Source organism: Rhizobium sp. BK512, from assembly GCF_014194915.1.
In the GTDB taxonomy this organism is placed as follows: Bacteria; Pseudomonadota; Alphaproteobacteria; order Rhizobiales; family Rhizobiaceae; genus Rhizobium.
Genome location: NZ_JACIAS010000004.1, coordinates 466,936 through 485,540 on the forward strand (window position 1 = coordinate 466,936; position 18,605 = coordinate 485,540).

Sequence of the window (18,605 nt, forward strand, 5' to 3'; positions counted from 1 at the left end):
CCGGCCCTCGGGCCGGCTTTGTTTTGTATCCCGCTCAGCCCGCCCGGCGCCGGCGAAGCTGATCGAAGTAGACGATGACGATGATCAGCAGGCCGGTGATGATGCGCTGCCAGAACGAGTTGACGTTCAGAAGGTTTGCGCCGTTGTTGATGGTCGCCAGAATGAACGCACCGATCAGCGGGCCATGCACGGAGCCGACAGCTCCGAAGAGAGACGTGCCGCCGATGACCGAAGAGGCGATCGCCTGAAGTTCCCAGCCGTCGGCCTGTGTCGCGTTGCCGATTGCGATACGCGAGGCGAGCAGCACGCCCACGAAAGCCGCAAACGATGCCGAAAGGATATAGGCGAGGTAGATCATCCCCTTGACGTTGACGCCGGAAAGACGCGCCGCTTCCGCATTTGAACCGACGGCGAAGAGGTAGCGGCCCCAGCGGCTCAGATGCAGGAAGACGAAGGAGGGGATCGCGACCAGGATGACCATCCAGAACAGGCTTGGAACGCCAAGGAAATCGGCGCGGGCGAAATTGCTGAAGCCCTCGTCCGTGATGCTGATCGTCGAGCCGTTGGTGATCAAGAGCCCGATGCCGCGCAGCGACGTCAGCGTCGCAAGCGTGATGATGAAGGGCGGCAGGCCCATATGCACGATGCCGAAGCCATGGAAGGAGCCGATCGCGACACCGATAGCTAGCGTCAGCAAGATTGCCGCCCAGAGCGGCACACCCGCCTGTAAGAGCCAGGCGATGATGACGGTGCAGAAACCGACGATTGCGCCGACGGAAAGGTCGATGCCGGCGGTGATAATGACGAAGGTCTGGCCGAGCGCCAGGATCGCCGTCATCGCACCTTGGCGCAGCAGGTTGGAGATGTTGAGCGGCGTCCAGAAGCTCTCGGTGACGAAACCAAGCACGATCCAGAGGAAGATCAGCAACCCGATCAGCGTCAGGCCGAACAGAATGTTCATCTTCCGGCGCGGCGGCGGCGCGACGATTTCGGTGGGGGTGACAGTCATGAATTTTCTCCCTCTTATTCTTCTTGCTCAGACGCCGATCGCTTCGCTGAGCACTTCTTCATGCGTCGCCGCGTGGAAATCATGGCTTGCAACGAGCTTGCCGCTGCGGAAGACGTGCAGCCGGTCGGCCAGTTCGTAGACCTCGGGCAGGTAGGAGGAGATCAGGATGATGCCTGCCCCCTCCTTCAGCAGCTTGGCGAAGAGCCGGTAGATTTCCGCCTTGGTGCCGACGTCGACGCCAACGGTCGGCTCGTCGAAAATGAAAAGCCGGGCGCCGTGGCTCAGCCACTTGCCGATGACGATCTTCTGCTGGTTGCCGCCCGACATGCTGGAGGCGGGGACACGCCGGCTCGGCGTCTTGATGCTGAGATCGCGGATCTGCTTGTCGGCATTCGTCGATTCGCGTGAGTGATTGATGACCGGGCCGTTGCTGAGGCGTCCGAATACCGGCAGGTTGATGTTGAGGCCGATCGGCAGGTTGAGGCAAAGGCCCTGGTCGCGCCGGCTTTCGGGCGCCAGCGCAATGCCGAGCTCCATGGCGGTGCGTTCGTTCCTGATGTCGACGCGCTTGCCCATCCAGTGGATTTCGCCCGCACTTGTCGGCTGGCGCCCGTAGAGCCCGAGCGCGAATTCGCTGCGCCCGGCGCCGATCAGGCCGTAGAGCCCGACGATCTGTCCTGCCTTGACGCTCAGCGTCACGTCCTCGAAGCCGGGTCCTGTAAGTCCCCTGACGTCGAGGATCGTCTGGCCGATCGGAATCTCTTCCTTATGGTAGATCTGCTCGATCGAGCGGTTGATCATCAGCGCGATCAACTCGGCCTCGTTGGTCTCGCCGATCAGGCGCGTACCGACATGCGTGCCGTCGCGAAGCACCGAGACACGGTCGGCGAGCTCGAAGACCTCTTCCATGCGGTGGCTGATATAGACGATGGTGACGCCTTCACTCTGCAGGCGGCGGATCAGCTTGAAGAGCTGTGCGGATTCCTGGCGGGTGAGATAGGCGGTCGGCTCGTCGAAGATCAGGAACTGCGTGCCGCGCATGGCCGCGCGCGCGGTGGCGACGAGCTGCTGCTGACCGATCGTCAGCGAGCTCAGAAGCGCACCGGCCGGCAGGCCGAAGCCGAGATCGTCGAGGACGGACTGCGCCATCTTCTCCATCTGCTTCTTGCGCATCAGCCCGTAACGGTTGACCTCGTCGCCGAGGAAGAGATTGGCGGCCACCGTCAGGTGGCGGCACAGCACGACTTCCTGGTGGACGGCGTTGATGCCGCGGGCGATTGCCTCGTTCGGCGTCGACAGCCCCACCGGGTGGCCGCACCACAGCACCTCGCCTGCCGTGCGTGTGATGACGCCGGTGAGCAATTTGATCAGGGTGGACTTGCCGGCGCCGTTTTCGCCGACGATGGCGTGGATTTCACCGGCAAGGAAGGTCAGCGTCGCCGGCTTCAGCGCCTGCACGTGACCGTAATTCTTCTGCAGGCCTTTCAGTTCGAGGATGGGCGATCCGGTGGGAATTCGATTGGCTTCTTTCAGCGTCGCGCTGTCATCGTGGCGATGACTGACCTCTTCCAGTCCGACCATGGACTTCTCCTCCTCTTGTCACGTCTGCTCCATCCCTGGTGAATCATACCATGGATGAAAAAGGCCGCGCCGGTTTTTACAGCGCCGCGCGTCTTTTAAGACGCGCAAAGGACGCTGTAACACTTTGAGTTTCTGCATAATTTTGTCCTTAAATCGATCCGATTTAAGGAATTATGCAGTAGCCGGCGCGGCCGTCTGTCGTTTTTACTTGATCTTCGGGTTCAGGAGCGCGTCGATCTTCGGCTCGGCCATATTCGCCTTGGTGACGAGGTTTGCACCGGTGTCGACGTTCTGCTCGACCTTCTCGCCCTTGGAGACGGCAAGAGCGGTCTTCACGCCGTCATAGCCCATGCGATAGGGGTCCTGAACGACGAGGCCGGCGATCGCACCATCCTTGAGGAAGCCGACCGTCTTGTCGTCGCTGTCGAAGCCGATGACCTTGATCTTGTCGCCGAGCTTGTTTTCGGCGATCGCCTGGCCGACGCCCTGCGCCATGATGAGGTTCGAGGCGAAGACGCCGACGAGCTTCGGGTTTGCCGTGATCAGGTCGGTCATCATGTTGAGGCCGGTCGTTGCCTGGCCATCGCCGTACTTGTCGGCAATCACCTTCAGGCCGGGATGCTTGGTCTTCACCTGATCCAGGAAGCCTTCGCGGCGCTGTTCCAGCGAGCCGACGCCGGGAAGGTTGGTCAGGATGACGACTTCGCCCTCTTCCTTGCCAGTGGCGCCCTTGATGGCGGCGGCAAGGCCGTCAGCGGCGATACGGCCGCCCTGGACGTTGTCGGTCGTCAGGAACGACTTGAATGCCTTGGAGTCGGCGCCGGAGTCGATGCCGATGATCGGAACCGACTTGGCGGCTTCATCGATCGGCTTGCCGAGTGCCTTGAACTCGGTCGGCGAGATGACGATGGCGGCCGGCTTGCCGGCAACGGCATTCTCGAGAATGCTGATCTGACCATTGATGTCGGATTCAGCCTGGGCGCCGAGTTCCGGCACGTTGACGCCGAGATCCTTGCCGGCCTTGCGTGCGCCGGCCAGAACGATCTGCCAGTAGAAGGACGTCGTGTCCTTGACGATGATCGGGATCGTTACCTCAGCGGCAAAGGACGCGGCCGGCATTGCCGTTGCAATGACAGCGGCGCCTGCAAGTGCCGTAAAGGCGCGGCGAGACAGAATGGATTTCACGATATTCATAAGGGTTCTCCTCTCAGGGTGCGTTCTCCTCCAATGAAACCGGACCGCTGAACGCAGGCGGACGATTTTTATCGATAAAAAACATTTACGATGTGAAGCTAGCCGAGGCGAAAGCAAATTGCAAGTGTGCCGATTTCGCTTTTTTACCCGCTAAATTGTCTGCCAAGCAATTGTTTTCGTTTCCAATACATAAGAACCTAAAATACGGTCCTCAGTCGAATTGCACCTCGTGCGGGTGCACGACGCCCTTCTTCAAAATCAGGTTGCCGTAGAGCCGGAACTCGGTGGTCGCGACAATATAGGCCGCCTTCCGTGCCATCTCGTAGAAGGCGAAGCGTTCGACGGATGCGATGGAAAAATCGCCGGCGCGCCGGGTGACGATCTCTTGGAATTCGGCGCAAACCTCCGGCACCGCCTTGGGGTCGCCGACCACCTCCATCCGCCATGCCGATTGCGGCACGAACGTATCGAGCGGCATATGGGTGAGGATCGCCTCGGCCATGGCAGTGGCGCTGACGCCATCAGCCCGGATGACGTCGGGCCCCATGCTGCTTGCAGGGAAATTGGCATCGACAATGACGATATCGTCGCCATGCCCCATGCTCTTCAGCGCATAGAGCAGATCGGGGCCAAGAAGCGGATGAATACCTTTAAGCATGGTGTCTCCTCAGACCCGCACGGCCTCTTCGCCGAGCGGCGCGGCGACAAGCGTATAGGGTTCGAATTCGGGATAGATGTCGGCAGGAAGCCGCGGCTCGAAATTTTCCATGTTGCGCGTTAGGCTCGACGGACGCGCGGTGCCGATCAGCACCGAGGAGACGACCGGGTCGTGCAGCGGAAACTGCAGGGCAGGGGCTGCCAGCGGTACGCCGTGGCGCTTTGCCACCTCTTCCATTGCGCCCACCTTGGCGAGCACTTCCTCGCTCGCCGGCATATAGTCGAAATGCGAGCCCGGCACCGGGCCGGTCGCGAGGATGCCGGAATTGAAGACGCCGCCGACGACGAACGAGGTTCCCTTCTGCCGGCAGAGCGGGATCAGTTCGGCAACGGCCGAACGGTCGAGCAGGGTGTAGCGGCCGGCCATCAGGATCGTGTCGATATCGGCGTTGCGCATCACGTCGAGGCAGACAGGCACCTCGTTGACGCCGAGGCCGAAAGCCTTGATCGCGCCCGAGGATTTCAGCTGCTCCAGCGCCTTGACGCCGCTATCGAGGAAATTCTTCAGATGCACGGCATTCCTGGCCGCACCATGCGTATAGGCGCCGATGTCATGAACGAAGAGGATATCGATACGGTTCAGGCCGAGGCGCGCATAGCTGAATTCGACCGAGCGCATGATGCCGTCATAGGAATAATCGTAATCGGCATCGAAGGAGAGCGGATCGACATAGCTGTAGTCGGGAACCGTGCCTGTCGGCACCGGGCGCAACAGACGACCGACCTTGGTGGACAGAACATAATCGTTTTCCGGCTTGTCACGCAGGAAATCCCCGACGCGTCGTTCGGCAAGTCCGAGGCCATACCACGGCGCCACATCATAATAGCGGATGCCGTGATCCCATGCCGTTTCCAGCGTTTCCATTGCCTGCTCACGCGGGCAGGCGCGGTAAAGGCCGCCGAGGGCAGCGGCGCCGAAGCTGATTTCGGTCACCTCCAGCGCCGTCTTGCCAATTCTCCTCGTCTTCATCATTCCTCCTCGTGAAGACCTGAAATCAATAAATATTATTCAGAGCGTCGCTCCGAGATGCCACGGGACGAATTCATTGTCGCCGTAGCCGAAAATCTCACTTTTCGTCTTCTTGCCGGAGGCCGTATCGACGATCAGTTCAAAGATCTCGCGGCCCTTGCCGCTGATCGTCGCGTCACCCGTAACGATCGAGCCGCAGTCGATATCCATATCCTCTTCCATCGAGGTATAGAGCGCGGAATTGCTGGCGAGCTTCAGGGAGGGCGCGGGACGACAGCCGAAGCAGCTGCCGCGACCGGTCGTGAACGCGATCATGTTCGCGCCGCCGGCAACCTGGCCGGTGGCTGAAACCGGATCGTAGCCGGGCGTGTCCATGAAGACGAGGCCGGGGGCGGTGACGCGCTCGGCATAACCATAGACGGCGGTCAGCGGCGAGCGGCCACCCTTGGCGACGGCGCCGAGCGACTTTTCGAGAATGGTCGTCAGGCCGCCGCGCTTGTTGCCCGGAGACGGATTGTTGTCGAGCGAGGCACCGTGCAGGGCGACATAGTCTTCCCACCAGGCAATCTTCTCATCGAGCTTTTTAGCGACATCGTCGCTGACGGCGCGGCTGCGCAGCAAATGCTCGGCACCGTAGATCTCGGAGGTTTCCGAAAGGATCGCCGTACCGCCGGCAGCCGCCAGGAGGTCGGCAGCAACACCAAGCGCCGGATTGGCGGTGATGCCCGAAAAACCGTCCGAGCCACCGCATTGCAGACCGATGATGATCTCGCCGATCGACATCGGCACGCGTTTCTCACGGCCGACATCGGCGGCGATTTCGCGCAGCACGCCCATCGCGCGCTCGACCGCGCGGCGGGACCCGCCTGCGTCCTGAATGTTGAAATGCCGCTTGGAGGCGCCCGCGCCACTCTGGCCGTAAAGGGTGAGCTGGTTGACCTCGCAGCCGAGGCCGATCATCAGCACGCCGCCGAAATTCACATGGCGCGTATAGCCGGCAAGTGTCCGGTGCAGCACGTTCATGCCGTCACCCGTCGAGCTCATGCCGCAGCCCTGGTCGTGGACGATCGGCACGAAGCCGTCGATGCCGTCATAGTGCGGCAGGATGGTGCGGTTGGCCTCGTCGGCAATTGCCCGGCAGACCGTGGTGGAACAGTTCACGCTGGCAATGATGCCGATATAGTTGCGCGTCGCCGCCCGGCCGTCGGCGCGGCGGTAACCCATAAAGGTCCGCGCCCTGTCCTCAGCACTTGCTTCTTCAGGCGCTGAATTGGCGGTCGCCGCAAGGCGGTCGTTTTCGAAATGCAGATTGTGGCTGTGAACGTGGTCGCCGGCTTTCACATCAGCCGTGGTGCGGCCGATCGCCTGGCCGTATTTCACGACCGCTGTGCCGATCGGAATGTCCGATATGGCGACCTTGTGGCCGGGGTCGATCTTCTGGCGCGTCGTAACGCCGGCAACAATCGCTCCTTCGGCAATCGGGGCCGTTGCGACCGCGACATTGTCTCCGGCCGACAGGATGATCCAAGGCTGTCTGTCCAATTTCATCTCCCTGACGAAACGTTCGCTTCTGCGCCCGTTGCATCGACGAATGCGCATTGATTTTGTTTTTTATCTACAATAAACATTTTCAAGTCAACGGGAATATTGATCCTGTGGACGAGGGAGGCAAACAGCCGCATGCGACCGAAAATAAGATAAAGGTCGCCTGAAGAGGCTCCTGGTCTGGCTGTGCCCGTTCTTGGCGGCGGGCATCATCGCCGTGTCGCCAGAGCCGTCGGGTTTGAGCGGAAAGCGGGGTCTGATGGCACGGCAGAATACAGTCTTCAAGGAAGCCTATAACCGATATGCGGCAGCATTGCGCATGGACACGGCGCTGCCTTCGGAGCCGGAAATCGCAGCCCAGCTCGGCGTCAGCCGCAGCACCGCGCGCGCCATCCTGACCCGCCTTAGCGATGAGGGCATCATCCGCTGGAACAAGCGCCAGAAGATCGTGCTGCGCCAGCCTGTCGACCGCGACTTCTTCCCCTCGGAGGAAACGGATTCGCTGCACGACATCATCGAGCGCAGCTTCATGCAGCGAATCCTCTCCGATGAGGCCGCCCCCGGCATGCAGATCAACGAACTGGAGCTTGCCCGCGAGATCGGCACCGGCACGACCAGCGTGCGTGAATTCCTGATCCGCTTCTCGCGCTTCGGGCTGATCGAAAAACGGCCGAACAGCCACTGGACGCTGAAGGGCTTTACTCGCGAATTCGCGCTGGAACTTGCCGATGTGCGCGAAATGTTCGAGCTGCATTCGGCCGCCGAGTTCGGCAAGCTACCTGCCGACCATCACGCCTGGGCTGCCCTTGCGACCATCAAGGAAGAGCACCTCTCCATGCTCTCGGACATCAACAACCGCTTCAAGGAATTCTCAGTCCTCGACGAGCGCTTCCACCTCTTGATCCACCGCGCCTCGAAGAACCGTTTCATCGCCGACTTCTATGACGCGATCGCCATCATCTTCCACTATCACTATCAGTGGAACAAGACCGCCGCCCGCGAACGCAACGAGCGCGCGATCCACGAACATCTCGATTATATCGCAGCACTCGAAGCCCGCGATCAGGAGAGGATCCAGGCCGCCTGTCGCATCCACCTCCGCTCGGCCCGCCAGACGCTGCTGCAGTCCATCCCGCAGAGTGTTGCGGAAAGCGCCTGAGCGGAGACGTCGGTGCCCGAAGGGCGGATTAGGGGCCCACACTCGGTGATCCCAGCCGATCAGCATGATCTCTAGTGCGAGGCAGCCTCGCTCGCAGCGCTGCCAGCGCCCCCGGTCTTCACACCGCGGCCGATCGGAATGAGCCAGGTGGTCGCAAAGGTCAGCACCGCCACGACAACGACACCCCAGAAGCTCCAGTGCAGCGCCGCATCGAAGATGCCGCGCACCGCCGGATCACCTGCAAGTGCCGAAAGGCCGGTCGGCTCGTTCAGGACATTGTGCAGACTGTCTGCCGCATCCCCCGTTGCGTAATGGTCGATGCCGGCATTGAGGATCGCGCCGAGTACCGTGGCGCCGAGCGTATTGCCGAGGCTGCGGGCAAAGATGATCGAGGCCGTCGCACTGCCGCGCATCGACCATTCGACGCTGTCCTGCACCAGCGCGATGCTGGTGAGGTTGATCAGCCCCATGCCGAAGCCCATGAAGAAGGAGCCGGCGCCGGCGACGGCCGGATGGCTTTCCGGTGTCAGGAACAGGAGGAAGAAGGCACCGAAGGGAAACATGAAGCTGCCGACCCGCAACGTATTGCGGATGCCGAATGCCCTGAAGAACCGGCTGGACAGCATCACCGACAGCGGCCAGCCGACGACGAGCATGGTGAGCGTAAAACCGGCGACGATCGGCGAGCGGCCAAGCACGCCCTGCACATACATCGGCAGGATCGTCGAAAGGCCGATCAGCGCCATGCCGGCAAGCAGCATGCAGGCATTGCTGGTGGCGACCAGCCGCCGGCTCCAGAGCGCGATGGAAATGATCGGTTCCGGCGTGCGCTTCTCCTGCAGCACGAATAGGATACCGGTCACGACGAAAACGGCGGCAAGTGAAATGAGCACCCAGGCCGGCGCATCCGTCTCCGTCAGGATCGTCAAAAACGCGATGATGGCGATCGAAAACAGGATGGCGCCGAGATAGTCGATCTTCGCATCCTTGTGCGCCACGTCCTCCTTGAGGAAGAGCAGGAAGGCGATGATCGAGAAGATGCCGATCGGCAGGTTGATCCAGAAGATCCAGGCCCAGGAGATCGTATCGACGATGATGCCGCCGGCGAGCGGCCCGACGACGGCTGAAGTCGCCCAGACTGTCGCCATCACGCCCTGCACCTTGCCGCGTTCCTCCAGCTTGAAGAGGTCGCCGATGATTGTCATCGTCACCGGCTGGATCGCCCCGGCACCCAGCCCCTGCACCAGGCGGAAGACGATCAGCGAGGCCATCGACCACGCAAGCCCGCAGAAGAGCGAGCCGACGAGGAAGACGATGATGCCGCCGATCAAGACCGGCTTGCGGCCGAAAATATCAGACAGCTTGCCGTAGATGACAGTGGTCGTCGACTGCGCCAGCAGGAAGGCTGAAAAGACCCAGCTGTAATAGGTGAAGCCGCCGAGCTGGCCGACGATCCGCGGCATGGCGGTCGCCACGATGGTGGCCTCGATCGCCACCATGAAGGTTGCGAGCATGATCGTGGCAACCACGAGCGTGCGGTTGGATTGCTGGGCGGTGGCGGACATGATGAACCTTTCGGAGCTTTCTCCGTGGCGAGAAAACTGCTCTCGGCTTGGCGGGGCAGGTGCAACGCGGAGTGTCGGCAGTCTTTTATGCTCCCGCTGATAGCAGGTAAAGCGCAAGTGATATGCTTTCTTTTGTGTCGACGCTTTAAACCGCTTCCGACCCCGGCAAAATTCAAATACAAGGCATTTTACAAAGCAGGTTTCGGTGGGTTTCCGCCGAAACACGAGGTCTGGCAGGCCAGGGCTCTCGGATGTCAGGATTGCATTTCCGCCAGGTTATTCCCAACTGAAAATCTGATGCAGGCCTGCGAACCGCTCCATCGGATGCGAGGGGTTCGGATCCGGGCAGGGAAATGGCGAGCTATGATGACGCATGTTTTGGCTGCGAGCGGCGGGGTTAGACAGGTAATTTGCATCAATTGGGGCACGAGATACGGGCCGACCTTCATCAACCGTCTCTTTGCGATGGTGAAACGCAACATCACGCCGCCCTTCACCTTTACTTGTTTCACCGACTGCCGGGACGACCTCCATTCCGGCATCCTGTGTGAGGACCTGCCGCCTCTGGATGTCGAAATGCCTGTTAATACGAGAGGCATCTGGCCGAAGGCAAGGCTTTGGGGACCGAAGCTTGGAAGTCTGAGCGGGCCGGTCCTCTATCTGGACCTCGACCTGGTGATCGTCGCCTCCCTCGATGCGTTTTTCGAGGTTGGAGAGCCTGAGGATGTCGTCATGGCCCGCAACCAGACGACGCCTTTCGAAAAGCTGGGCCAGAGCTCGCTTTTTCGCTTCCCTGTCGGCAAGCTCCTGCCGCTGCAGGAGGAGTTCAGGGCCAACCCGCAGAAAGTGGCCGATGAATATCAGTATGAACAGCGCTTCGTCACCCGCAATGCGCCGGGTGGCGTGAAGTTCTTCCCGCGGAGCTGGGTCTTGCATTTCCGGCAGGATTGCCACTGGGCCTTTCCGCTGAACTATTTCCTCACGCCGCGCCTGCCCTCCAGCGCCCGCGTCGTCCTCTTCCCGCGCGGCTTCCACCCGCAGAATGCCATCGACGGGAAATTCGGCCCGAAAGGCCGGGCCGAAACGAGGCTCGATCATATCAGGGGCGTCTTCGACGCCGGAAAGCGCGGCAACAAGAAACCGTTCCGCTACCTGCGCCACTATATTCTCCCGACGCCGTGGGTGGCGGATCACTGGCATGAATAAGAACGCAAGTTCTGAAGCAGAACGGAACTATTTCTCGCCTTGACTGTTTTCGGCTGAGGAAAACTCCCGGGTGCTCCGATGCGTCCTCTTCTATGCGCAGCATTTCTTTCGCTCACCGGCCTTGCCGCCGGCGCAAACGCGTCCGAGGCGGATTTCCTCAATTCGCTCGAGGGTAACTGGAGTGGAAGCGGCATGGTCCTGACCAGGATCGGCGGCATGAAGGTCAACGTGTCCTGCAATCTGAAATCCGACGCCAGCGCCACGACAGTGGCCATGAACGGCAACTGCCGTGGTCTCGCCGTCGTCACAAGAAGCTTCTCGGCAAATGTAAAGGCTGTCGGTCAACGTTATACCGGCAACTATACGGGCCCATCGGGCCAGCCCTCCAGGCTTGTCGGCAGCAGGAAAGGCGATGCTCTCAACTTCAATGTCACCTGGGCGCGCGTCACTAACGGCGATCGGAGCGCAAACATGATGATCGAGAAGGTGGGCCAGAACGGGCTTCGCCTGCAGACCGTCGATCGCGACCTTGCCTCGGGCCGATCGGTGGTGACGAGCCGCATCGATCTGCAGCGGCAGTGAACATGTCCCGGATTTTGTGACGCGCCCGACCCATCGGAACCTACGACTGCTTCTTGATGGTAGCGTAGATGATGTTGCGGTTGGCACCGAACCAGACCGTCTTGTCAGTGTCTCCCGGCGCACTGCGATGGGAAATACGCCACATGTCGGCTTCGGAGCGCTGGAGAAGCTCCCAGTTCATGTAGGATTCCATGTAGCCGTCATCGGCCATCTCGTCGGAAAAGTTGGCAAACAGGAAGACGCCGCCGGGCTTCAGCATTTCCATGCAGATCTGCGTGAGCCGGATTGCCACTTTGTCCGTGAGATAATCGTATAATCCTGCCGCGTAGATCAGATCGAATGTGCCGATCCGGTGCTTTCGTGCAAGCAAGCCGCGCACGGATCCATTGATGGGCTCGACGGACGTTCCATGGAATTGGCTCGAGACGGAGCCGATGCTTTCTGGATCCTGATCAAGGGCTACCCAGCGTTTCAGGCGGCCTTCCGCAAGGGCCTTCGATGCCTCCGCTTCCCGCAGGTGACCGGCAGCTATGGCCAGCACCTCGGTATCCGGACCTGTTCGCGCAGCGCTCTCGTCGACATAGCGGGTCAGGATGTCGCGACGTTCCCTGACGGCGACCGGGCCGGGGGCATTTATCGTGTAGTCGAAGATATCGAGGCCCAGACGGGTGGATCTGGCCACTTCTTCGGCCACCGCCGGATGCCCATAAATGAAGTCTATGAGACTGGCATCGCCGGAATAGCCGCGAGGTTTGTCAAAGGACCAGCGGGTGAACGGGCATTGCTGGAGGATCTTTGCCGAGGGATGGGCTTGAATGATCGGGATGAGCTTCTGCCACACGGCAGCGCCGAATTTATGACGGACCTCATGGAGCTGGCCGATCAACCACCTGACGGCATCAGGCAGGTTCCCGCCCGAGGAGAACCGTTGCATGGCAATGTTGATGACGATCGCAAACTCTGCCTCCGCAGTTCGCAGATGGTCTGCCCCGTTATCTCGGTTCGGTGAGGGAAGCGTATTGCTGAAGGACTGCGGCGTAATCAAGCTTTGGCCATCAAGAGAAAAGAGCGGCTGAGCCACGGAAACCTCACTGGTAAACAAGAATTTAAAACATTGCGTAAAATCCTCATCATTTACACGGAGGTCAAGCGTTAAGGTTGGACTGCGGGGCAAATGCACGTCTGACTTTAGAAAATATTAGTGAAACCGAGCGATAGCCCGCCCGCTTCGGGATCGTTTGGGCATTATCGGTTGATGTGGAGTCTGCCTACGGCTATCCAGCGTCACTCGGCAGTCTGCGAAGGGCAACTGCTGCAAGATGTTGGGTGGCAGGGGCATGATGCACGTGTTAGCCGAGACCGCAGCTGCTACCGTGCGGCCGACGCTGTCGCCAGAACAGTTGCGTTGCCTATACAAGCAGAATAGCGAGAGCAGCCGAAAGAACGCGACGCGTAAAGGCCTCTGGACAGCGGTCGCTGCCTACCTTGCATATTCCTTCACGGACTATCTTTTTATCGGCGATGTCGTCCAGTACACGGTCGCCGGCCGGCTCGTGGTCGGCGTCGCTGCACTATGCGTGCTGGAATTCCTGCTCTATCGCAAGGCAAAAGCCGATACGGTCGACATGGCTGCGGCGTTGTCGGTGCTCGCAGCCTATCTCGTCTGGCTTCTCACTGGCCAGATGACTGCGGTCAGGGATGCGTTCTCCTATTATATGGTGTTTGGCGCGATCTTCATGATGAGCGTCAATCTGTTCTTCAGTTTCCGGTTTCCGGTTGCTCTTGCCGCCTCCGCGACGAACGTGCTCATCTTCACTGGCGCCCTCTATCTGTTCGCGCCGATGTTGCTGCTGCACAAGCTCATTCTCGGCGCGTTCTGTTTTTCCTGTTTTGTTTTCACGTCCTACGTGAATCTTCAGCTCAATAGGGAACGCTACAAAGTCTTCCTGAATGCTCTTGAAGCCAGTTTGCAGCAAGCTGCCGCGGACGAAAGAGGCAAGGCTCTCTTGCATCTCTCGAACACCGACTCGCTGACCGGCCTCGAAAATCGGCGGGCCGTCGATCAACGTCTGCGTGATCATTGGCAACGATGGCAGGACGACAGCGCGCCATTTGCCGTCCTCCTGATCGATGTGGATTATTTCAAACGCTATAACGACTGCTACGGCCATCAGGAAGGTGACCGCTGTCTCATCGCTGTCTCCGAGCTTCTTCGAAGCGTGGCCGAGTCCTGGGGCTCGATCATCGGGCGATACGGCGGTGAGGAATTCATCGTCATCACACCGATGCCGAATCCAGAACGAATGGTCGAGCTTGCAGAAGCGATGTGTGCTGCCGTTAGGGCCTTGGGCTGGCCACACGAACACAGGCGGGACGGGACCACTGTCATCACGGTGAGTGTCGGCGTGTCCTGTACGCGGGACGAGAGCAAGCAGGTCGAGAAGGTCATTCACGAAGCGGATCGCGCGCTTTACGCCGCCAAGGCTGCGGGCCGCAACACCCTGGTTGTCTTCGATCCCGAAGATCCCGAGAGCAGCGATGACAGCGAGGATATAGCTGCGACCCTGAAGATCGCGCTCGGTCACGGCCTTGTCTCTCTCGTGTACCAGCCGATCCGCAACGTCCAGACGGGCAAGACGGACGCTGTCGAAGCCTTGATGCGTTTGAGCATGCTGGATGGAACGTCGGTACCGCCTGTCAAATTCATCCCGGTCGCCGAAAGAACGGGTTCAATCGTCGAACTCGGCCGTTGGGCAATCCGCACTGTTTGCCGGGACTTGCTGGCGGCCGACCTCGTGCAGGTCGCGAGCGTCAACGTTTCCCCGATCGAACTCAAGACGCCGGGTTTCGCCACCTATGTGGCGGCAACGCTGGCAGAATTCGGCGTGACGGGCGCCCGGCTTGCTTTCGAGATTACCGAGGGCGTGGAATTGGAAATCGACCAGGACGTCGTTCGTTGCATCAGCGACCTGAGAAAGCTCGGCGCTCAGGTCTGGCTTGACGATTTCGGTACAGGCTTCGCAGGTCTCTCGTGGCTCCGTCTCATAGAGTTCGACACCGTCAAGATCGATCGATCCTTCCTCCACGACTGCAATACGGAAAGAGGCAAGAGGATGTTGCTCGACATCATCAGCCTGCTGCGCAATCGCGGCGTGCAGATCCTGATTGAAGGCGTCGAGACCATCGAACATCAGCGGCTGATGCAGCAGTACGGGATCAACCAGATTCAAGGCTATTTCATAGGAAGGCCCGCGCCGGCAGCCCAGCTCGAAGCTGATAACGTGCTGCAGTTCAGCATGATCAGGAACCTTGACTCAAAACGCCTGTTCCGGAATGGGCCATAGGTTCAGCCCGCTTCAGGACCTCCACGGACGACGGCTGCCGGGCCGGGCCGGCCCACATTGCCTTCCGTGCGGCGAGCCGCCGATAGAGTGAACGTCGCCCTGCGTCGGCTGTATCGCGTCGAACTGCATCGCATTTGTTATGAACAGCCGTCGTCGCGCATTCTGCCTCTGATCGGTCTCAGCGGAACGACCATGACTGGCAGCGCAATCACCTGCACACTGTCGAGCACGAGTCAGGGATGGCAAGTTTCCCGGTCCGATACGGGCGTCGGGACGGGCGCGTCTCACCGCCTCGAACGGCTGCGCCGCCGGTAGGATTATCGACGTCAGGGGTTTTCGCGAAACTCGAAATGTCAGCCTGTACCGCGATACCAGAGTGCAGCTCATGCGGCGAGTAGCAAATCTGTCGATGATCTCGGTCAAGGGGGGCGGCCCACCGCTTACGGTCAACGGGCATCCAAACGGCCAGATCAATGACCTGTTGCGGTGGGTCCACGTCGCAAGCCCGAACTCAAAGACGTGACCAGAAAGCACCGCATATCCTACACCAACGTATGGTTATGGAACACACACTAACGGGATAATTTTCACCCATCGCATCACTGCCTTCCCCGGTCGGGTCGGCCGGCTGGCTGAACCTAACTTTGCTGGAATCGCTAAATCCCGGTGCAGCCCAAACCGCCAGTTGGCGCTTCAGGGGCAGGAGCCCCCATGACCATGAATGTCACCAATCATCCTGCGAACACAAACCTGAAAACTTCAGATGAGAGCGATCAAGCGGAGACAGGGACACCTGTTCCGCCGACGCGAAAGCTGAAATGGCGAATGCTGGTGGTGGGTACGATAGGGATAGTGGCGCTTGGTGCAGCGGCCTATGGCGGCTGGAAATACTGGACGGTGTGGCAATTCGAACAATCGACGGACGATGCATATGTGCAGGCCGACGTGGTCGCGATAGCGCCACAGGTGGCGGGCTATATCCAGACGCTTCTCGTCAATGACAATCAGCAGGTCAAAGCCGGTGACGTTCTCGCGACAATTGATCCGCGCGACTTTCAGGCGGCGGTCGATCAGGCCAAGGCGGATGTCGCCGAGGCCGAAGCGGCCATCGTCAGTATTGCGGCCCAACTCAGCGAACAAAAGGCCCTGATCGATGAAGCGCAAGCGACGATCAATACCGATCAGGCATCGGAAGTGTTCGCTGAACAGAACAACCAGCGCTTCATGACCCTGTCAAAAACGGGTTCGGCAACAGTGGAAGAGGCCCAACAGGCATCGTCGCAGGCCGATTCGGCGAAGGCCGTCGTAGTCAAGGACAAGGCTGCACTGGTCGCCGCGCAGAAGCAGATCGCTACGCTCGATGCTCAAGAGTCCGAAGCAAAAGCGACTCTTGGTCACAATCGTGCCGCGCTGGCTCAGGCCGAACTCAATCTCGGATACACGGTGCTGCGAGCACCCGTCGACGGAGTCGTCGGCGCGCGGGCAGTGCGGGTTGGCCTCTACGCCCAGCCTGGTCAACTGTTGCTGGCCGTAGTGCCGCTCCAGGCGGCCTATGTCGTCGCCAATTACAAGGAGACTCAGCTCGCCAACGTCAAGCCAGGCCAGCCGGTCAGGATCGACGTGGATACATTTTCAGGTATCACCGTGCGCGGCATCGTCAACAGCCTAGCGCCGGCAAGCGGTCAGGAGTTCGCCTTGCTGCCGCCCGACAACGCGACCGGCAACTTTACCAAGATCGTCCAGCGTGTTCCGGTCAAGATCACCATCGACAAGTCGGATCCACTTGCCGGTCGCCTGCTTCCGGGGATGTCGGTAACGACCACAATCAAGGTTGGACCGGCCGCTAATGGCAACCCTCCTGGGAACACAAGCAAGTAATCCTTCGGAGGTTACGGCGATGGCGGGCATGGAAACATCTGGCGTTGAGCGCGAGGCGGTCGCCAGCGTACGCACTTGGATCGCGGTTGGCGGCTGTATGGTGGGGGCTCTGATTGCCGTCCTCGACATTCAGATCACCAATTCCTCGCTTCCACAGATCGAAGGCGGAATCGGTACCGGTTCCGACAACGGCACCTGGATCTCGACCGCCTATCTGATCGGCGAAATCATCATGATCCCGCTGACGGACTATCTCAGCCGCGTCTTCACCTTCCGCCGCGCCTTGCTCGGCAATCTCGGCCTGTTCCTGTTGTTTTCCATCTGCTGCGCCTTTGCCTCGAACCTATCGGAAATGATCATGTTCCGTGGATTGCAGGGCCTCACGGGCGGGGTGATGATTCCGATGGCCTTCACTCGCGTGTTGACGACCATCCCGCTGCGCCAGCAGCCGACGGGGTTGGCGGCTTTCGCGCTGACTGCGACCTTCGGACCAGCAATCGGGCCGACCATCGGCGGCTACCTGACCGAAAACTACGGATGGCAGTATATCTTCTTCATCAATCTTGCCCCCGGGGCGTTGATGTTTGGCTTGCTCTATCCGACGCTGGAACGATCCAAGATGAACCTCGCATTGCTGCGCGACGGCGACTGGCTCGGCATCGCATTCATGGCGGTTGGCTTGGCATCGCTGCAAACAGTGCTCGATGAAGGCAACAAGGACGACTGGTTCGGGTCACCCTACATAGTGCACTTGGCCATCCTGGCAGCCATCGCACTGACGATTTTCATCATTATCGAGTTGGTCGTCGAGAAACCTGCTGTCCAACTACGTCTGCTCGCGCACCGAAATTTTGGATTGGGTACGCTCGCCAATATCATCGTTGGCTTTGCTCTCTATGGCTCGGTGTACGTGCTGCCTGCGTACCTGAACGGAGTTCAAGGCTACAATGCCGAGCAAACCGGCTTGGTGCTGGCCTGGGCCGGCCTGCCCCAGCTTCTGATTATCCCCTTCGTGCCTTTGCTGCAAAAGCACTTCGATCGGCGTGCCATCGTCTCTGTCGGTCTGGCTATCTTCGCGGCAAGCTGCTTTCTGAACACGCATCTGAGCTTTGACGATGGTGGTCCCCAGTTCATGATTACCAACATCGTGCGTGCAATTGGTCAGGCCGTAGTGATAGCGCCGTTGATCGGTATCGCAACTGTTGGGATCCCCAGAGAGCAATCAGGAGCGGCATCCGGGCTGTTCAACATGATGCGAAGCCTCGGTGGCGCAGTGGGAACGGCCACACTGGCAACGATCATCACCAAACGTGAACAATTCCATTCCAACATCATCGGCCAGTCGGTCACGCCCTATGGAAGCAACGTCGGGCAGTTTCTGACGAACATGCAGCAGTATTTTATGGCGCATGGCGCCGGCGATGCCGGTCATGCGCATCATGAGGCCGAAATCTTGCTCGGCACGCTCGTCCAGCAACAATCCTTCGTCATGGCGTTTTCCGACACATTCTATGTACTCGGAGTGCTCCTGTCGCTCGCAGTCGTCGTGGTCCTTTTGACACGGGGGGCTTCGCCGACTTAGGCTGTTTCGGCGGGGTGCCAAGGCGCTGTATGACCTGAACTCGTTGTACAACGCGGCATTAGAACACCTTTGGCAATGTAAACGAACGTTTGACCATCGGCGTCCGGATCGGGGCCAACCAGAAAGTACACTCCCGCCTTTGTGATTTCGGGCCGTGATAGAAGACCGGCGAGCTTGGAGCGCGGTACACCTAGGCGCTACACGCGCGGCAACTTGAGCGCGTCGTCGGCAGGTAATATCTGAAGACGTCGAGAGTTTATACTTGCAATCAAG

14 protein-coding genes are annotated in these 18,605 nt (G+C 59.8%); 6 read left to right on the forward strand and 8 right to left on the reverse strand.

The genetic code is table 11. From position 1 onward, the window contains the following. Positions 1 to 34 precede the first annotated feature (34 nt). From FHX06_RS17500 to FHX06_RS17525, 6 genes are all read right to left on the reverse strand, one after another. Positions 35 to 1,009, reverse strand: coding sequence for an ABC transporter permease (locus FHX06_RS17500; protein WP_113207021.1), 975 nt, complete (start codon positions 1,007 to 1,009; stop codon positions 35 to 37). 27 nt (positions 1,010 to 1,036) lie between these two features. Beyond that, the gene (locus tag FHX06_RS17505) at positions 1,037 to 2,590 is read right to left on the reverse strand and encodes a sugar ABC transporter ATP-binding protein (protein ID WP_113211339.1); all 1,554 of its coding nucleotides are present in this window, start codon (positions 2,588 to 2,590) and stop codon (positions 1,037 to 1,039) included. 204 nt (positions 2,591 to 2,794) lie between these two features. Then, entirely contained in the window at positions 2,795 to 3,784 is a 990-nt protein-coding gene (locus tag FHX06_RS17510) for an ABC transporter substrate-binding protein (RefSeq protein WP_183880199.1), read from the reverse strand. Between the two features lie 211 nt (positions 3,785 to 3,995). Next, the gene (locus FHX06_RS17515; RefSeq protein WP_113207020.1) at positions 3,996 to 4,442 is read right to left on the reverse strand and encodes an RbsD/FucU family protein; all 447 of its coding nucleotides are present in this window, start codon (positions 4,440 to 4,442) and stop codon (positions 3,996 to 3,998) included. A gap of 9 nt (positions 4,443 to 4,451) precedes the next feature. Beyond that, the gene (locus FHX06_RS17520; protein WP_113207019.1) at positions 4,452 to 5,471 is read right to left on the reverse strand and encodes an aldo/keto reductase; all 1,020 of its coding nucleotides are present in this window, start codon (positions 5,469 to 5,471) and stop codon (positions 4,452 to 4,454) included. A gap of 39 nt (positions 5,472 to 5,510) precedes the next feature. Beyond that, a complete protein-coding gene (locus tag FHX06_RS17525; protein ID WP_183880201.1) occupies positions 5,511 to 7,013 on the reverse strand; it encodes a UxaA family hydrolase in 1,503 nt (500 codons plus the stop codon). A 262-nt stretch (positions 7,014 to 7,275) separates the two neighbouring features. Between FHX06_RS17525 and FHX06_RS17530 the strand changes: the two genes are divergently transcribed. Then, positions 7,276 to 8,175: a GntR family transcriptional regulator gene (locus FHX06_RS17530; RefSeq protein ID WP_183880203.1), complete on the forward strand. Its 900-nt coding sequence runs from the start codon at positions 7,276 to 7,278 to the stop codon at positions 8,173 to 8,175. Between the two features lie 71 nt (positions 8,176 to 8,246). Here FHX06_RS17530 and FHX06_RS17535 read toward each other — a convergent pair whose 3' ends face one another. Continuing rightward, positions 8,247 to 9,740: an MDR family MFS transporter gene (locus FHX06_RS17535; protein ID WP_183880205.1), complete on the reverse strand. Its 1,494-nt coding sequence runs from the start codon at positions 9,738 to 9,740 to the stop codon at positions 8,247 to 8,249. Positions 9,741 to 10,103: 363 nt separating this feature from the next. On the opposite strand from FHX06_RS17535, the gene FHX06_RS17540 reads away from it, so the two are divergent. Together FHX06_RS17540 and FHX06_RS17545 are read left to right on the forward strand one after the other, a co-directional pair. Next, positions 10,104 to 10,946 (forward strand): glycosyl transferase, encoded by an 843-nt coding sequence (locus FHX06_RS17540; protein WP_183847906.1) that lies wholly within the window; start codon positions 10,104 to 10,106, stop codon positions 10,944 to 10,946. Between the two features lie 78 nt (positions 10,947 to 11,024). Next, complete coding sequence (locus FHX06_RS17545) at positions 11,025 to 11,528, forward strand: hypothetical protein (protein WP_112541735.1); 504 nt, start codon at positions 11,025 to 11,027, stop codon at positions 11,526 to 11,528. A gap of 40 nt (positions 11,529 to 11,568) precedes the next feature. On the opposite strand, the gene FHX06_RS17550 is transcribed toward FHX06_RS17545, so the two are convergent. Continuing rightward, a complete protein-coding gene (locus FHX06_RS17550) occupies positions 11,569 to 12,609 on the reverse strand; it encodes a class I SAM-dependent methyltransferase (RefSeq protein WP_183880304.1) in 1,041 nt (346 codons plus the stop codon). A 259-nt stretch (positions 12,610 to 12,868) separates the two neighbouring features. On the opposite strand from FHX06_RS17550, the gene FHX06_RS17555 reads away from it, so the two are divergent. The 3 genes from FHX06_RS17555 to FHX06_RS17565 all read left to right on the forward strand — a co-directional run bounded on the left by FHX06_RS17555 (position 12,869) and on the right by FHX06_RS17565 (position 18,332). After that, the gene (locus FHX06_RS17555; protein ID WP_183880306.1) at positions 12,869 to 14,872 is read left to right on the forward strand and encodes a putative bifunctional diguanylate cyclase/phosphodiesterase; all 2,004 of its coding nucleotides are present in this window, start codon (positions 12,869 to 12,871) and stop codon (positions 14,870 to 14,872) included. 711 nt (positions 14,873 to 15,583) lie between these two features. Then, positions 15,584 to 16,750 (forward strand): HlyD family secretion protein, encoded by a 1,167-nt coding sequence (locus FHX06_RS17560; protein ID WP_183880207.1) that lies wholly within the window; start codon positions 15,584 to 15,586, stop codon positions 16,748 to 16,750. A gap of 19 nt (positions 16,751 to 16,769) precedes the next feature. Further along, positions 16,770 to 18,332 carry a DHA2 family efflux MFS transporter permease subunit gene (locus FHX06_RS17565; RefSeq protein WP_246715580.1) on the forward strand — a complete coding sequence of 521 codons (1,563 nt, stop codon included), beginning with the start codon at positions 16,770 to 16,772 and terminating at the stop codon, positions 18,330 to 18,332. The last annotated feature ends 273 nt before the right edge of the window (positions 18,333 to 18,605 follow it).

Coding starts and splice junctions, on each gene's coding strand:
- FHX06_RS17515 (WP_113207020.1), bottom strand. CDS start 4,442: ATGCTTAAAGGTATTCATCCGCTTCTTGGCCCCGATCTGCTCTATGCG.
- FHX06_RS17560 (WP_183880207.1), top strand. CDS start 15,584: ATGACCATGAATGTCACCAATCATCCTGCGAACACAAACCTGAAAACT.
- FHX06_RS17555 (WP_183880306.1), top strand. CDS start 12,869: ATGCACGTGTTAGCCGAGACCGCAGCTGCTACCGTGCGGCCGACGCTG.
- FHX06_RS17510 (WP_183880199.1), bottom strand. CDS start 3,784: ATGAATATCGTGAAATCCATTCTGTCTCGCCGCGCCTTTACGGCACTT.
- FHX06_RS17520 (WP_113207019.1), bottom strand. CDS start 5,471: ATGAAGACGAGGAGAATTGGCAAGACGGCGCTGGAGGTGACCGAAATC.
- FHX06_RS17530 (WP_183880203.1), top strand. CDS start 7,276: ATGGCACGGCAGAATACAGTCTTCAAGGAAGCCTATAACCGATATGCG.
- FHX06_RS17565 (WP_246715580.1), top strand. CDS start 16,770: ATGGCGGGCATGGAAACATCTGGCGTTGAGCGCGAGGCGGTCGCCAGC.
- FHX06_RS17545 (WP_112541735.1), top strand. CDS start 11,025: ATGCGTCCTCTTCTATGCGCAGCATTTCTTTCGCTCACCGGCCTTGCC.
- FHX06_RS17505 (WP_113211339.1), bottom strand. CDS start 2,590: ATGGTCGGACTGGAAGAGGTCAGTCATCGCCACGATGACAGCGCGACG.
- FHX06_RS17500 (WP_113207021.1), bottom strand. CDS start 1,009: ATGACTGTCACCCCCACCGAAATCGTCGCGCCGCCGCCGCGCCGGAAG.
- FHX06_RS17540 (WP_183847906.1), top strand. CDS start 10,104: ATGATGACGCATGTTTTGGCTGCGAGCGGCGGGGTTAGACAGGTAATT.
- FHX06_RS17535 (WP_183880205.1), bottom strand. CDS start 9,740: ATGTCCGCCACCGCCCAGCAATCCAACCGCACGCTCGTGGTTGCCACG.